The following is a 13,804-nucleotide window of genomic DNA, read 5'->3' on the forward strand; positions in this document are numbered from 1 at the left end:
TGTACTCATTATACCAGATTCTGGAGATCAGGGAATCTTTTTCGAGCTATGATCACCCTCACCTATCGCATTGAGACCTCGGCGAGCATCGAGGCGCTGGCGGCCAAGATCGCAAGCGACCAGTCGACCGGAACCTTCGTCGCGCTGGCCGGCGAGACCGAAGAGCTCAAGGCGCGGGTCGCAGCACGCGTCCTGGCGATACGGCAACTGCCGGATGCTGATCGTCCGTCTCTTCCGGAGGCCGGCGCCGGGCCCTTCAAGCGCGCGGATGTCGACATCGCGTTTCCGCTGGATGCCATCGGCACCGAACTGTCGGCGCTGTTGACCATCGCCATCGGCGGCGCCTATTCGATCAAGGGTCTGACCGGCATCCGGGTCGTCGACATGAAGCTGCCCGAGGAATATCGCGGCGCCCATCCGGGTCCGCAATTCGGCGTCGCCGGCAGCCGCCGGCTGACCGGTATAGAGGACCGCCCGATCATCGGAACGATCGTCAAGCCGGCACTAGGGCTGCGCCCGCATGAGACGGCCGCAATGGTGAGTGAGCTGATCGCCGCCGGCGTCGATTTCATCAAGGACGACGAGAAGCTGATGAGCCCGGCCTATTCGCCGCTGTCGGAACGGGTGAAGGCGATCATGCCGCTCGTGCTCGAGCATGAACAGAAGACCGGCAAAAAGGTGATGTATGCCTTCGGCATCTCGCATGCCGACCCTGACGAGATGATGCGCAACCACGATCTGGTGGCGAAAGCCGGCGGCAATTGCGCGGTGGTCAACATCAACTCCGTCGGTTTCGGCGGCATGGCTTTCCTCAGGAAGCGCTCCAGCCTGGTGATCCATGCGCACCGCAACGGCTGGGACATCCTCACCCGCCACCCCGGCCTCGGCATGGACTTCAAGGTCTGGCAGCAATTCTGGCGGCTGCTCGGCGTCGATCAGTTCCAGATCAACGGCATCGCCTCGAAATACTGGGAGCCGGACTGGTCCTTCGTCAGTTCCTTCAAGGCGGTGACCACGCCGATCTTTTCGCCTGACGATTGCGCATTGCCGGTCGCCGGCTCCGGCCAGTGGGGCGGACAAGCGCCCGAAACCTTTGCGCGAACAGGACGAACGGTCGATCTTCTCTATCTCTGCGGCGGCGGCATCGTCAGCCATCCGGACGGACCAGGTGCCGGTGTGCGCGCCGTGCAGCAAGCCTGGCAGGCGGCGGTCGATGGCGTTCCGCTGGCGGAGTTCGCCTTGAGCCACGCCGAATTGGCGCGGTCGATCGAGAAATTCGGCGACGGCAAAGCGGCCTGACGCCATGCAAAGCCTACTTCTGAGCTACTATGGCGACGACCTCACCGGCTCGACCGACGTCATGGAGGCGCTCGAGCTCGGCGGCGTGCCGACCGTGCTGTTCATACGTCAGCCGGACGAGGCCCTGCTGTCGCAATTCAGGCATTGCCGGGCCATCGGCCTGGCCGGCACCAGCCGCAGCGAGACGCCGCGGTGGATGGACACGCATCTGCGCGGCGCCTTCGGCTGGCTGAAGACACTGAACGCCGAGATCTGCCACTACAAGGTCTGCTCGACCTTCGATTCCAGCCCGACGATCGGCAGCATCGGCCGGGCCATCGAGATCGGCCGCTCGGTTTTCGGCCAAGATAGCGTGCCGCTGGTGCTCGGCGCGCCGCAGCTCAGGCGCTACACCGCCTTCGGCCATCTGTTCGCGGCCTACCGGGAAAAATATTACCGTATCGATCGCCATCCGGTGATGAGCCGCCATCCGACCACGCCGATGGATGAATCCGACCTGCTGATCCATCTGTCGCGCCAGACGGATCTCACCTTAGGGCTGATCGACCTGGCGACTCTGCAGTCGGCATCGCGATCGGCAGCGTTCGATCGCCTGATCGAAAATGGCAGCGACATCGTGCTTGTCGATGTCGACAGCCTGGAAACCCAGGCGCTTGCCGGCAAGGAGATATGGCGCGTTCACAAGCCGGACGGCACGTTCGTCGTTGGCTCTTCCGGGATCGAATATGCGCTGCTGGCCGAATGGGCGGCGAACCATGCCGTCCGTGCCGAGCCCAGCTTTTCGCCGCCGGGCGCAGCCGACCGGATCGCGGTGGTCTCGGGCAGCTGCTCGCCGACAACGGAACGACAGATCCGGCATGCTTTGACGGACGGTTTCGACGGGGTCGAGGTCGATCCGATCGGGCTGGTTTCCGAAGTCTCTGGTGAAGCAATCGCACGCGCGGTTGCCGCCGGTCGCGCCAGTCTGGAAGCCGGTCGCAGTGTCGTCCTTTACACCGCCCTCGGTCCCGCAGCCGATCGGGGCGCCGAAATCGATCGGCAGGTAGGCGCCCGCCACAAGCTTGGCCGCGGCCTCGGCGAACTTCTTCGCGCGCTGACGATCGAGCAGAAATTACAGCGCGTGATCATCGCCGGCGGCGATACATCCAGCCACGCGCTCGGCCAGATGGGCGTCGATGCGCTGACGGTGCGGATGCCACTGCCCGCCTCGCCGGGCTCTCCGCTTTGCGTCGCCCACTCGCGCATCAAGGCAATCGACGGGCTGGAGGTTGCGCTCAAGGGCGGGCAGGTCGGAACCGACCGCTATTTCTGCGCCATCCGCGATGGGCTCGGTGGTTGACCAAGAGGCGCGCTGGATTTGCCTGATCTCACGACTTCTTGAACACGGCGTCGGTTACCAATGCGCGCTACTTGTCCCACATAAACCGCCATATGCGTAGCGGCGGGGCAGCGCACAACGCTCGAGCGGGGCCGGCCGCGGCTCCGCGAGCGAACCAGCGGGTGCCGCGATGTCATTCAGACCGTTGCTTGGTGACGGACGGATTCGGAGCCAAGGGGAGAAGTCGGAACCCCTGCAATCCGCGTCGTGGGCCAGTTCCTCGATCGTTTTCGACAATCGGCGGTGGGCATGCCGGGAAGCGGAGCTCCGCTGGACAGCCCCTCACCATCTGGTCGTGCTGACCGAAGAAGGCGGAACCTCTCATACATCCATCCGGCACGAGGCAAGATCCCTCTACGACGGAATGGACCGACCCGGAGCCCTCACCTTCGTCCCCGCAGGCGCGGAAAGGCTGGGCTTCTATCGCGATGTAAACCTCTCCTATTCAGCCTTGTGGATCGATCCCGATATCAGGCTTCCTGAATGCGAGCGCCTGAAAGATTTGCCGATCCTGGTGAACAGGAAAGACGCGGTCATCGCCACGCTCCTGAGTTCGCTTCGCGACGAGATGGCACTTGGTCACAAGCCGGACACTGCCTATGTCGAGCATCTGGTCGCCCTCGTCAGCCTCCGCGTGGCGACCCTGAACCGGGAGCAACATCCGTCTCCCCGTTACGGCTGCCTCAGCCGTCGGGCGCTTGGCCGGGTTCGGGCTTACATCGATGCGCATATGAGTTCCGACATTTCGCTAAGCGAGCTGGCAGGCGTCGCGGACATGGCCGTCGACAGTTTCGCGCGTCGCTTCAAAGCGACAACCGGCCTTGCACCCTATGCCTATGTGATCGAGGAGCGCGTGCGGCGAGCGGAGGTGCTGCTGCGCGAAACCGGCTTGTCGATCGGTACCATTGCCTTTCGGCTCGGCTTTTCAAGTCAAAGCCATTTCACCACGACATTCCGGCGTCTCAGGAGCGTGACGCCTCGGGCCTATCGGGTGCATTTTTCTCCGGAATCCTGACATTGCCGCCGGTTTCTTGAAAGAAAGCCTGCGCGCGCACCCCCACCTCCCGTGTCGATGAGCGACAGCACCCGAGGGTCTGCCATCGGGTCAAGTTGCCGTTTTGCGTTCTTGTCATTGCGACTTTGTTACTGCGACCGGGAGATCATGCATGACCGAAACAGACAACAGGAGCGGGCCGACGCGTCGAACGGTTCTGGAAGGCGGGGTAGCGACCGGCGTGCTCCTGGCTACCGGTATACCGGTTGGCGCCGAGCCGGCCGACACCGTCACCGAGACCGCATTGCCCACACCGGCACCGACGATACCGATGTCCCTGCGGATCAACGCGAAGGACCTTGCCGTCGAGCTCGACCCGCGGACGACGCTGCTCGACGCCCTGCGCAACCATCTCGGCCTCACCGGCTCGAAGAAAGGCTGCGACCACGGCCAATGCGGCGCCTGCACGGTGCTCGTCGATGGACGCCGGATCAATTCCTGCCTGACGCTTGCCGCAATGCATGAAGGCGACGAGATCACCACGATCGAGGGCCTTGCCGAGGGTGACCGGCTGCATCCGATCCAGGCCGCCTTCGTCGCCCGCGATGGTTTCCAGTGCGGCTACTGCACCCCGGGCCAGATCTGCTCCGCGGTCGGTATGCTGGGCGAGGCCAGGGATGGCTGGCCGAGCCATGCCAGCGCCGACGTGGCGGCGGTTTCCGTCGCACTCACCGACGCCGAAATCCGCGAGCGGATGAGCGGCAATATCTGCCGTTGCGCCGCTTATCCGAACATTGTCGCTGCAATCCGCGACGCGACAGAGGACGCGTGAGCAATGCAACCCTTCAGTTATGAACGTGCGGCAAGTGCCGAGCAGGCAGCCGCCGCGGTCGCGGCCCGACCGGACGCGAAATTCATCAGCGGCGGCACCAACCTACTCGATCTGATGAAGCTCGAGATCGAGCGCCCTGCACATCTCGTCGACGTCAGTCGCCTGCCGCTCAATCGGGTCGAGGAGACGGCGGAAGGCGGGCTTCGGATCGGCGCCCAGGTCCGTAACAGCGACCTCGCCGCCGATCAGCGGGTGAGGTCACGTTATCCGATGCTCTCGCAAGCGCTGCTGGCAGGAGCGTCCGGCCAGATACGCAACAAGGCCTCGACCAGCGGCAATCTCCTGCAGCGCACGCGATGCCCCTACTTCTACGACCGCAACATGCCATGCAACAAGCGCGAACCCGGGGCCGGCTGCGCGGCGCTTCAGGGCTTCAATCGCATGCACGCCGTACTTGGCGCGAGCGAAGCCTGCATCGCGGTCCATCCCTCCGACATGGCGGTCGCCATGTCCGGGCTCGACGCCAGGATCGAGACCATATCTCCCGGCGGCGAGACCCGCACGATCCCGATCGGCGATTTCCATCGACTGCCCGAGGCGATGCCCCATGTGGAGACCGTGCTCGGCCACGGCGAGATGATCGCCGCGGTTACGCTGCCGCCCCCGCCACCCGGCCGGCAGGTTTACCGCAAGGTGCGCGACCGTGCCTCCTACGCCTTCGCGCTGGTGTCGGTGGCAGCAATCGTCGAGAAAAGCGGCGACCGTGTCCGAAGCGCTCGGATCGCCATGGGCGGCGTCGCCGCCAAGCCCTGGCGTGCGACGGAGGCGGAGCGCATGCTCGCAGTAGCGTCGGCGTCCGACGGCGCCTTTACCGACGCGGCCGAGGCCGCGCTCGACGGCGCAATCGGGCAGGGCGGCAATGATTTCAAGATCCCGCTGGCGAAACGGACGGTGCGGCACACGCTCGCTGCTGCCGTCGAGAGTGCGTGAGGTGACACTATGACAGAGACGAAGACCAGCGAGAACCGTCCTACCGAAACACGCAATGGCGTCATCGGGCGCCCAATCGACCGCATCGATGCTCCGCTCAAGGTGAGAGGCGATGCCACCTACGCCTACGAGAATGCGCTGGATGGCACAGCCTATGGCTATATTCTCGGCGCCGCCGTCGCCAAGGGGCGCATCGCCGAGATCGACACGGACGAAGCCGAACGGGCGCCGGCAGTGCTGCTCGTCATGACGCATCGGAATGCACCGGCCCAGCCGGATTTCGGCCCGGCGGTCACGCCGACAGTGCGCGAGGTCTTCACGCGCGCACGCCCCGCGCTCAACAGCGAGCGGGTGCGGTACTACGACGAGCCGGTCGCGCTCGTCGTTGCTGAGACGTTCGAGGCGGCACGCGCCGCCGCGGGCCTCATCAGGGTGCGCTACGACGAGGAGCCGGGCCTCTACGATTTACCAGGGCATGTCGCCGACGCCTACGCACCAAAGCGGACCAATGCCGGCTTCGAGACCGACAGCGTGGTCGGCGACTTCGAGAGCGCCTTTGCGGCGGCTCCGGTAAAGATCGATGCCACGTACCGGACGCCCTTCGAACATCACAATCCGATGGAGCCCCATGCGACGCTCGCCGCCTGGTCAGGTAACGAGCTGACGATCCATACATCGGCGCAGACCCTGGCGAACTTCCGGGCGGGGGTCGCTAGCACGCTTCGCATCCCGCCCGAGCGTGTGCGCATCGTGAGCCCCTTCATCGGCGGAGGCTTCGGTTCCAAGCTGATTGCCCATGCCGATACGATCCTGGCCGCGCTTGCGGCGCAGGTCCTGCAGCGTCCCGTGAAGATCGCGTTGACGCGACAACAGATGTTCGCCAATGCCGGTCACCGCGCGGAGATGATCCAACAGGTGCGGCTCGGCGCGGATACTGACGGGCGGCTCAACGGGATCGCACACGATGTCTGGTCGGCAACGTCCAGCTTCGAGGAGTACTGCGAGCAAACGGCAGTTTTTGCCCGCTCGCTCTACGCGGCGCCGAACCGTCTCACCCGCCATCGCCTGGTTCCGCTGGATATCAACCGCGGCGAATGGATGCGCTCGCCCGGTGAAGCTCCGGGCATGCTGGCTTTCGAATGCGCCATGGACGAGCTTGCCGAGCGGCTCGGCCTGGACCCGATCGAACTCAGGATCCGCAACGAACCGGCACAGGATCCCGAACGCGGCGTGCCGTTCTCCACCCGCAATCTCGTCGCCTGCATGGAGGACGGCGCCCGCCGTTTCGGCTGGGAGCGAAGGAACCCGACACCGGGCCGAGCCCGAGAGGGCCGGAAGCTCATCGGCTACGGCATGGCGGCGGCGATCCGTCCGAACTACATCGGCGCGGCGACGGCGCGGGTTGCGATCGACCGGGACGGTCGGGTGACGGCGCGGCTCGATATGACCGATATTGGTACCGGCTCTTATACGATCCTGACCCAGATCGCCGCGGAGGGCCTCGGCGTGCCGATCTCGTCGGTCAAAGTCGAGCTCGGCGACAGCCGCTTCCCGCGTACCGCCGGCTCCGGCGGGTCCTGGGGCGCGGCGAGCGCGGGTTCAGCGCTGCACAACGCGTGCAACGCCCTCAAGCAGCAGATCCTGGAGGCGGCGCGGTCGAGCGAGGCCTCGCCGTTGCGCGGCGCGAACACCACCGAGGCAAGCTTTGCCGACAGCCAGGTCAGGATCGGCCAGCGGTCGGCAAGCCTGGCCGATCTCACCCGGAGGATCGCTCCCAACGGGTTCGAGGCCGAAGGCTCCGTAGCCGCGGGCGCTGCCACAGAGTCATACAAGGCTTACTCGCAGCATTCCTATGGAGCGCATTTCGCCGAGGTCGCGGTCGATTGCGATACCGGCGAGATCCGCATGCGCCGGATGCTGGCCGTGATCGGTGCGGGCCGTATCCTCAATGCCAAGACCGCGCGCTCGCAAATTATCGGAGGCATGACCTGGGGGATCGGTGCGGCGCTGATGGAGCAGACGGTGCTCGACCCGCGCCACGGCCACTTCGTCAATCACGACCTTGCCGAGTATCATGTCCCGATCAACGGCGACGTTCCCGAGATGGAGGTTGTCTTCCTCGAGGAACACGACGATAAGGCCAATCCACTTGGCGCGAAGGGTCTCGGCGAGCTCGGCGTCTGCGGTGCGGGTGCGGCTGTCGCCAACGCCATTTACAACGCAACCGGGACACGAGTGCGGGAATTTCCCATCACCCTGGACAAGGTGCTGCCTGGCTTGCCCTTGATCGCCATTTGACGCTGCAAGTTGCCTCCCCTCCCTCCTTACCTCAAGGGTGACCAATGTCGGAACGGATCGCTACTTCCGCGCCATCCGCGACGGATCGGTGGTTGACAGCGCTATCCGGCGCTTCCATACAACGCCGTCAATGTTCTCAGGGCGGGGTGAAAGTCCCCACCGGCGGTAAGGGTCTTGGCCCGAGCCCGCGAGCGCTTTCCGGTTAGCCGGAGGGGTCAGCAGATCCGGTGTGATTCCGGAGCCGACGGTCACAGTCCGGATGGAAGAGAACGAACGTAAAACGGTCCGCTTTCGCGGTTCGGATTCCGTATCGTGCGTCCTGATTCTGGTTCGAAACGGAAGGATGGACCCATGAATCAGCATTCCCACAAAGATTATGAAACGATCCGCGTTGCCGTCATTCGCGCACGCTGGCACGCCGACATCGTCGACCAGTGCGTTGAAGCGTTCGAGGCGGAACTGGCGCTGCTCGGGGAGAAGCGCCTTTCCGTCGATGTCTTCGACGTGCCGGGCGCCTATGAGATTCCCCTGCATGCAAAGACGCTTGCCGAAACCGGTCGCTATGCAGCGATCCTCGGCACGGCGTTCGTCGTCAATGGCGGCATCTACCGGCACGAATTCGTCGCGGGCGCGGTCATCGACGGCATGATGAACGTACAACTGTCCACCGGCGTGCCGGTGCTTTCGGCAGTGCTCACCCCGCACAACTACCATGACAGCGCGGACCATCATCGCTTCTTCTTCGAGCACTTCAAGGTCAAGGGCAAGGAGGCAGCCAATGCCTGCGTGCAGATCCTGGCCGCGCGGGAGCGTATCGCAGCGTGAAATGTCCGTCCTTGGGTGGAAATCCCGGTAACACGCTGTACTATCTGCGGAAATAGTGAAATCGGGAGGATGCCGGTGCAGACCAAGAAGATCATCAACGACGGCAACAGAACCGTCGACGAGATGCTGGAAGGCATCCTGGCCGCGCATCCCCGCCACCTCAAAAGCACCGCGGGAAGCCCGCGCTCCATCATCGCCTGCGATGGACCGCGCCAAGGCAAGGTCGGCCTCGTCATTGGCGGAGGCTCGGGCCACGAGCCGACCTTCCTTGGTTTTGTCGGCAAGGGGCTGGCCGACGCGGCTGCCATCGGCAACGTCTTCGCCTCGCCGCCGCCGGACCCGATCCTCGAATGCGCCAAGGCAGTCAGCGGCGGCGCCGGCGTACTGTTCATGTATGGCAACTATGCCGGCGACGTGATGAATTTCGACATGGCCGCGGAAATGGCGGCGATGGATGACATCGAGGTGCGCACCGTGCTGACCACCGACGACGTCGCCTCGGCGCCGCGCGACCAGAGGCAAAAGCGGCGCGGCGTTGCCGGCAATTTCTTTATCTTCAAGGCCGCCGGCGCGGCCTGTGACCGGATGCTCTCGTTCGATGAATGCGAGCGCATCGCCAGGAAGGCCAACGCCCACACCTTCACCATGGGCGTGGCGCTGTCGCCCTGCTCTCTGCCGCAGACCCGCCGGCCGAATTTCGAGATCGGAGCGGACGAGATGGAGATCGGCATGGGCATCCATGGCGAGCCCGGCATCGCACGCGGAAAGCTGAAGACGGCCGACGAGATCACCGATGAGATGCTGGACAAGATCCTCGATGAGATGGCGCCGGCGCGTGGTGACAAGGTCGCCGTGCTCGTCAATTCGCTCGGCTCGACGCCGCTAATGGAGCTCTACATCATGAACCGCCGGGTCAAGCGAAGGCTCGATGACATCGGCGTTGCCGTCCACGCGACATGGGTCGGCAATTACTGCACCTCGCTGGAGATGGCCGGCGCCTCGGTGACGCTGATGCATCTCGACGACGAATTGCAGACGATGCTCGACCACCCTTGCGACTGCGCCATGTTCCGCGCCGGCTGAAAGCAGCATCCATGACATCCATCGACGCAGCCGATCTGAAAAGAATGTTCGATGCGATCGCGGTGGCGATCGAGGCCGACAAGGACAGGCTCTGTCAGCTCGACGGCGTCATCGGCGACGCCGATCATGGCATCGCCATGGCGCTCGGCTTCGGGGCGGTGCGCGATGCCCTGGCGCCGCTGGACCTAGCGGCGACCGAGCCGACGGTGCTCCTCAACACCGCGGCGAAATCGTTCCTCAATGCTGTCGGCGCCTCGTCAGGTCCGCTTTATGCGACGGCGTTCATGCGCGGTGCCGCCGCCGTCAAGGGCAAGGCGACCTTGGCGGGTGCCGACTTCATCGCCCTGTTCCAGGCGATGGCGCAAGGCATTCAGGATCGCGGCAAGGCCGAGATCGGCGAAAAGACGATGGTCGACGCCTGGCTGCCGGCGGCGCAAGCAGCCGCCGCTGCGCATGCCGACGGCAAGACCGTATCCGAAAGCCTCGCGGCCGCTGTTGAAGCGGCCGAACGGGGTGCCGAGGCGACCAAGGATATGGTGGCCGCCAAGGGCCGCTCGTCGCGGCTTGGCGAGCGGTCGCTCGGGCACATGGATCCTGGCGCCGCGTCGGCGGTCACCGTCATCAGTGCGATGCGGAAAAGCTTGGCTTAAAGCGCGTCGCGTCTGAATGGATTCATGCGACGTGCTTTAAGCTCTTGTTTATGCATGTCGTTATCCCAAAACCGCTGCGCACTTTTGGGCGACATGCATTAGCCCAGCTTCGCCGCATCGAGCCTGTCGATTGCCTGGACATTGCCGGCCGACGGTCCCTTCTCATCGAACTCCGATGCGAGCCATGCGTCGACGATCGACTTGGCCAGTTCCGGGCCGATGACGCGGGCGCCCATGGTGATGATCTGGGCATTGTTGGATTTGGCCGCGCGCTCTGCCGAATAGGTGTCATGGGTGAGCGCCGCGCGAATGCCGGGCACCTTGTTGGCCGAGATGGAAACGCCGATGCCGGTGCCGCAGAACAGGATGCCGCGATCGTTCTCGCCGTCGACGATCGTCTGGGCCAGCTTCTGCGACAGATCGGCATAGTAGCCCGCCTGGCTGAGGTCGCTGACAATGAGGCCGGGTTTGGTGGCCAGGTGAGCAGCGATGACGTCGAGCAGCGGCTTGCCGGCGCTGTCGGCTCCAATGGCTATTTTCATGGTCGTATCCTTTCCCTGTTCATTCGATTTCAGATCGCTGCCGAGGCGCGTTGGAGGATGTCGATATAGCCTTCCGACTGCCAAGCCGAACGACCGATGAAAAGGCCGTCGACATGCGGCTGGCCGATCAGTTCGGCGGCATTCTGCGGGTTGACGCTGCCGCCATAAAGCACCGGCGGCACGACCGGCAGGAGGTCGCCGGCGATTTTCTTAATCAGCGCCTGCTGCCGGTCGGCGTAGTCCGAGCTTGCCGGAATGCCCTTGTCGCCGATCGCCCAGACCGGTTCGTAAGCAAACAGGATCGTCGCCGACTTTGCTTCACCTTGGAGGTATTGCAGCGCACCGTGCACCTGCGCGGTCAGCACGACATCGGCCCTCCCGCTCTCGCGCTCGGCAAGCGTCTCGCCGACGCAGATCAGCGGCACCAGCCCGTGTCTCACCGCCGCTGCGGTCTTGAGGCCGACCGCCTGGTCAGTCTCGCCAAAGTGCTCACGCCGTTCGCTGTGGCCGAGCTCGACGAGGTCGAGGCCGCAATCCGTCAGCATCACGGGCGAAATCTCCCCGGTCCAGGCTCCAACGTCGGCCCAATGCATGTTCTGGGCACCGACTTTGACTCGCGTCGATGCCAACGCCTGCTTGACCTCGCGGAGCGCCGTGAAGGGCGGGATGACGAAGGGCTGGATGCGGTCGTCGAAACCGGGGACGAACGCTGCCAGCGCCTTGGCGAAGTCGATCGCCTCGGCAAGCGTCTTGTTCATTTTCCAGCTTGTACCGACCCAGTAAACCACGCGTCCTCCTCAATTCTTCTCGACCATCGTTAGCGAAACACCGGCGCCATCCAGCGCCTCGCGCATCTGCGGTTCCAGTTCCCGACCAGTGAAGACGGCATCGAACGCCTCGAGGCCGGTCAGGAAATGCAAGGCCGTGCGGCCGAACTTGCCGTGATCGACCAACAGATATTTGCGCGCCGCCGCGGCCATCATCAACCGCTTGGTATGGACCACTTCCTGATCCTGGTGGAAGGCGGAAACGCCGTGGATGGCAGACGACGACAGGAAGGCGACATCGGCGCGCAACGACCTCAGCGTGTCCTCGGCAAGCAGGCCGAAGAAGCCGTGGAATTTCTTGCTGTACTGACCACCGAGCGCGATCAGGGTTATCCCGCCAACGCCTGCCAGATCCTGGATGACGGCCAGATTGTTCGAGATCACCGTCAGCGGGCGCAGGTCGGCAAGGTGCCGTGCAATGCCGCCCGCCGTCGAGCCGTCGTCGATGATCACCGTCTGGCCCGGTTCGATCATCGCCACGGCCGCAGCCGCCAGGCGCTGCTTCTCCTCGCCGGCCTGCTTCTGACGGTAGCGGAAATCGCTCTCGAAATGCCCGCTCGGCTGGATCGAGGCGCCACCGCGCACCTTGCGCAGGAAGCCGCTTTGCTCAAGTTCGTCGAGGTCGCGATGAACGGTCATCTTCGACACGCCAAAGCGCGAGGCAAGGTCATCGACACTGGCCGTGCCAGTGTCCATCAGAAAGTCAATGATGCCCTGCCGCCGGCCGTCGCTTTTCATGGCTGACCAATACCCGTGAATTCCGGCCCTCTTCGAATCCGGGCCGCCACCGCCGTTATAACAGAGAAAATCGCACGAAAGCCAAATTTCTTGTGATAATGTTTCGTTTCGATGGGATATTATTCGCTTCCGATTGCTGTCCTGTAACAAGAATTGCTCCTGGCGGCATGACCAAAGGTTGCGGTTCTCTGGAAATCCGGCCAGAAGCATCGATGGGCTGAACGACGATCGGACGGCTCGCAACCATAGGCTTGAAACCAAATACGGGAGACCATTGGGTGGCTCGCATCACATTGAGACAATTGCTCGACCATGCCGCCGAACACGGCTATGGCGTGCCTGCGTTCAACATGAACAATATGGAACAGGGCCTCGCCATCATGGAGGCGGCCGAGGAGACCAAATCGCCTGTTATTCTGCAAGCGAGCCGCGGGGCGCGGGCCTATGCCAACGACGTCGTGCTGGCTAAGCTGATCGACGCGCTGGTCGAAATCCATCCCGATATCCCGGTCTGCATGCATCTCGACCACGGCAACAACGAAGCCACCTGCGTGACCGCGATCCAGTACGGCTTCACCTCGGTGATGATGGACGGGTCGCTGAAGGAGGACGGCAAGACGCCGGCCGACTACGATTATAATTCCGGCATCACGCGCCGCGTCGTCGACATGGCGCATTGGGGCGGCGTGTCGGTGGAAGGCGAGATCGGCGTTCTCGGATCGCTGGAGATGGGCGGCGGCGAACAGGAAGACGGCCACGGCGTCGAAGGCACAGTCAGCCACGACCAGTTGCTGACCGATCCGGAACAGGCGGTGCAGTTCGTCAAGGACACGCATGTCGACGCGCTGGCAGTCGCCATGGGCACCAGCCACGGCGCCTATAAATTCTCGCGCAAGCCGGACGGCGCGGTGCTGGCCATGAACGTGATCGAGGAGATCCACCGCCGCCTGCCGAACATGCACCTGGTCATGCACGGCTCCTCCTCGGTGCCGGAAGAGCTGCAGGAGATCATCAACAAATATGGCGGCCAGATGAAGCCGACTTGGGGCGTGCCGGTCGAGGAGATCCAGCGCGGCATCAAGCACGGCGTGCGCAAGATCAACATCGATACCGACAACCGCATGGCGTTGACCGGCGCGATCCGCAAGGTGCTGACCGAGAACCCGAGCGAATTCGACCCGCGCAAATACCTGACGCCGGCGATGGCCGCCATGAGGAAGCTCTGCAAGGAGCGCTTCGAGCAGTTCGGCACCGCCGGCAATGCGCCGAAGATCAAGCCGCTGCCGGTCTCGGAAATGGCCAAGCGCTACAAGTCGGGCAGTCTCGATCCGAAATTCGGCTGACGTAC

General features: G+C 63.9%; 13 protein-coding genes and 1 riboswitch. Of the genes, 10 read left to right on the forward strand and 3 right to left on the reverse strand.

What is annotated here, in order from left to right; translation table 11 throughout:
- The first annotated feature begins 48 nt into the window (after nucleotides 1–48).
- From oiaX to dhaL, 9 genes are all read left to right on the forward strand, one after another.
- Nucleotides 49–1,299 (forward strand): 3-oxo-isoapionate-4-phosphate decarboxylase OiaX, encoded by a 1,251-nt coding sequence (gene oiaX, locus AC0NID_RS33050; RefSeq protein ID WP_473456605.1) that lies wholly within the window; start codon nucleotides 49–51, stop codon nucleotides 1,297–1,299.
- Nucleotides 1,300–1,303: 4 nt separating this feature from the next.
- Nucleotides 1,304–2,638, forward strand: coding sequence for a four-carbon acid sugar kinase family protein (locus AC0NID_RS33055; RefSeq protein ID WP_473456604.1), 1,335 nt, complete (start codon nucleotides 1,304–1,306; stop codon nucleotides 2,636–2,638).
- Between the two features lie 169 nt (nucleotides 2,639–2,807).
- The gene (locus AC0NID_RS33060; RefSeq protein ID WP_473456603.1) at nucleotides 2,808–3,692 is read left to right on the forward strand and encodes a helix-turn-helix domain-containing protein; all 885 of its coding nucleotides are present in this window, start codon (nucleotides 2,808–2,810) and stop codon (nucleotides 3,690–3,692) included.
- Nucleotides 3,693–3,843: 151 nt separating this feature from the next.
- Nucleotides 3,844–4,503: a 2Fe-2S iron-sulfur cluster-binding protein gene (locus AC0NID_RS33065; protein WP_473456601.1), complete on the forward strand. Its 660-nt coding sequence runs from the start codon at nucleotides 3,844–3,846 to the stop codon at nucleotides 4,501–4,503.
- 3 nt (nucleotides 4,504–4,506) lie between these two features.
- The gene (locus tag AC0NID_RS33070; protein ID WP_473456600.1) at nucleotides 4,507–5,493 is read left to right on the forward strand and encodes an FAD binding domain-containing protein; all 987 of its coding nucleotides are present in this window, start codon (nucleotides 4,507–4,509) and stop codon (nucleotides 5,491–5,493) included.
- A gap of 9 nt (nucleotides 5,494–5,502) precedes the next feature.
- Nucleotides 5,503–7,791, forward strand: coding sequence for a xanthine dehydrogenase family protein molybdopterin-binding subunit (locus tag AC0NID_RS33075; RefSeq protein ID WP_473456599.1), 2,289 nt, complete (start codon nucleotides 5,503–5,505; stop codon nucleotides 7,789–7,791).
- 128 nt (nucleotides 7,792–7,919) lie between these two features.
- Nucleotides 7,920–8,066: riboswitch (FMN riboswitch) on the forward strand.
- A gap of 76 nt (nucleotides 8,067–8,142) precedes the next feature.
- Nucleotides 8,143–8,616 (forward strand): 6,7-dimethyl-8-ribityllumazine synthase, encoded by a 474-nt coding sequence (locus AC0NID_RS33080; protein WP_473456598.1) that lies wholly within the window; start codon nucleotides 8,143–8,145, stop codon nucleotides 8,614–8,616.
- Nucleotides 8,617–8,685: 69 nt separating this feature from the next.
- Complete coding sequence (locus AC0NID_RS33085; protein WP_473456597.1) at nucleotides 8,686–9,699, forward strand: dihydroxyacetone kinase subunit DhaK; 1,014 nt, start codon at nucleotides 8,686–8,688, stop codon at nucleotides 9,697–9,699.
- 11 nt (nucleotides 9,700–9,710) lie between these two features.
- The gene (dhaL, locus tag AC0NID_RS33090; protein WP_473456596.1) at nucleotides 9,711–10,349 is read left to right on the forward strand and encodes a dihydroxyacetone kinase subunit DhaL; all 639 of its coding nucleotides are present in this window, start codon (nucleotides 9,711–9,713) and stop codon (nucleotides 10,347–10,349) included.
- Between the two features lie 98 nt (nucleotides 10,350–10,447).
- Here dhaL and derI read toward each other — a convergent pair whose 3' ends face one another.
- The 3 genes from derI to AC0NID_RS33105 are packed head-to-tail and all read right to left on the reverse strand — an operon-like array spanning nucleotide 10,448 to nucleotide 12,456.
- Entirely contained in the window at nucleotides 10,448–10,891 is a 444-nt protein-coding gene (gene derI / locus AC0NID_RS33095; protein WP_473456595.1) for a D-erythrulose-4-phosphate isomerase, read from the reverse strand.
- A 29-nt stretch (nucleotides 10,892–10,920) separates the two neighbouring features.
- On the reverse strand, nucleotides 10,921–11,649 hold the full coding sequence (locus tag AC0NID_RS33100) for a triose-phosphate isomerase (RefSeq protein WP_474033488.1): 729 nt from the start codon (nucleotides 11,647–11,649) through the stop codon (nucleotides 10,921–10,923).
- 39 nt (nucleotides 11,650–11,688) lie between these two features.
- Nucleotides 11,689–12,456, reverse strand: coding sequence for a DeoR/GlpR family DNA-binding transcription regulator (locus AC0NID_RS33105; RefSeq protein ID WP_473456593.1), 768 nt, complete (start codon nucleotides 12,454–12,456; stop codon nucleotides 11,689–11,691).
- A gap of 278 nt (nucleotides 12,457–12,734) precedes the next feature.
- Between AC0NID_RS33105 and fba the strand changes: the two genes are divergently transcribed.
- Nucleotides 12,735–13,799, forward strand: coding sequence for a class II fructose-bisphosphate aldolase (gene fba / locus AC0NID_RS33110; RefSeq protein WP_236387851.1), 1,065 nt, complete (start codon nucleotides 12,735–12,737; stop codon nucleotides 13,797–13,799).
- The last annotated feature ends 5 nt before the right edge of the window (nucleotides 13,800–13,804 follow it).

The sequence above is a fragment of the Mesorhizobium sp. WSM4821 genome (assembly GCF_055901555.1).